Raw genomic sequence first — 1,519 nt, 5'->3', positions numbered from 1 at the left:
CCGTTGCTCCAGCGCCGGGATATCGATGGTAATGCTATGGTTACAGGCGATATCCAGCATATTCAGCGCCACGATGCAGGGAATACTTAGTTCCAGCACCTGCAGCGTCAGATAAAGATTACGCTCCAGATTGGCACCGTCCGACTACGCTGATAAGTACATCCGCTTGCTGTTAGAGGATATACCGACAGGTGATTTTCTCATCCAGAGAGGATTGCTGCGACAGCGTGGTCAGATAGTAAGCGCCTGGCAGATAGACCAGCGTAATTACGCTGCGCGCGGTGTTAGTGAAAAATCCTTCTATACGTTCCACCGTAATGCCGGTCCAGTTACTGACCTGCTGGCGGGNGCCGGTCAACTGGTTGAATAAGGTGATTTTACCGCCGTTGGGATTACCGATCAAGGCCACAGTACGTATAGTGATCATTAATGAAACCTGTAAGAAGTGACAAATACAAACTAATTATCCCGGGAACGCAGCGTGTTCGTATCAGGCCGAGTCAATGGTCAGGTACGAATCATTAGCAATAATGAGAGATCTTTTTTTCGTAATACCATCTGTACCCACCGCACCCCTATTTGCAGGGGATCCCCGCCCAGCTTGGCAACACGCACTACTTGAAACTAACTGCCGAGCAACATGCCAAGCGACAGTATTTTTTTCAAAAGGCGGGAGGGATCTCTGGCATAGCCGGTAATTTTATAATAATGCTGCAATTTCAGTTGCATATTGACCTTCTTGATGGTGACCGAAAGCGCTGTGGGAACGGTAATAACCTCGGCGTCCGGGGTATCGTTTGTTAGACTGGACAGGTGCAGTGTTAATTAATGTAACTATTAAAATTTAATAGTTAAAAATAAAAATAATTTATCAACCTTATCACTCGCGCTAAATAAAACAAATTATCAACTAAATTCTTTTTTAGCGACGATCACATAAATATATTGCTGATGATTTTATACAATGCTATGTATTTAATGTGTTTAATTTTCTTTATGCGTCTAAGTGAGTTAGATAACTAGAGTGGGTGCTGCCTATTTTTATTGACCATGGCACATAGCGGAAGACGAGTAGCTGATTATTGACGTTAACTCGCCGTCCATCAAGCGGGCAGTACTGAATATGGTGGTGAACACGGTGTGCTACGACAATGGCTGGATCAAAGGAATAGCGGCTGTGAAATCAACCGCGTTTAGTTTGAGGTCGAGGATGATGGTCCGGGCATTAAGTCGGATCGGATCAGTTACAGTATTTGTTCCAGCCGTTCGTGCACGGCGGCAGCGCGCGCGGCACCAACGTACTGGCCTAGGTCTGGTCATTGTGCAGCGCATCATCGATGCCCATACCGGTAAGCTAGAGATCGGCCGCAGCGCCCGACAGGGACTGCGTGTTCATGCCTATTTTCTGCTGCTGGTTGTATTAATGGATCAAGGAGCTAGCGTCAGCAAAGCCGCCGGCAAAAGCGCTGACTAAGCGTCGGACATTACATGGCATTACTGTCAGGAAGCATCGCCGCAT

Annotated in this window: 1 protein-coding gene and 2 pseudogenes; 1 reads left to right on the top strand and 2 read right to left on the bottom strand. The window is 46.9% G+C overall.

Annotated elements, in window-relative coordinates; translation table 11 throughout:
• Together BG74_RS13430 and BG74_RS17165 are read right to left on the bottom strand one after the other, a co-directional pair.
• A pseudogene (locus tag BG74_RS13430) lies at positions 1-348 on the bottom strand (FeoB small GTPase domain-containing protein); the annotation flags it as partial.
• A gap of 1 nt (position 349) precedes the next feature.
• Positions 350-427: FeoB small GTPase domain-containing protein (locus BG74_RS17165; protein WP_439895682.1), on the bottom strand; the 78-nt coding region annotated here is incomplete at its 3' end.
• Positions 428-1,075: 648 nt separating this feature from the next.
• Between BG74_RS17165 and BG74_RS17155 the strand changes: the two are divergent.
• Positions 1,076-1,474: pseudogene (locus BG74_RS17155) on the top strand (ATP-binding protein); the annotation flags it as partial.
• Between the last annotated feature and the right edge of the window lie 45 nt (positions 1,475-1,519).

The sequence above is a fragment of the Sodalis-like endosymbiont of Proechinophthirus fluctus genome, from assembly GCF_001602625.1.
Taxonomy (GTDB): Bacteria; Pseudomonadota; Gammaproteobacteria; order Enterobacterales; family Enterobacteriaceae.
This window is presented reverse-complemented; position numbering and strand designations above follow the sequence as displayed.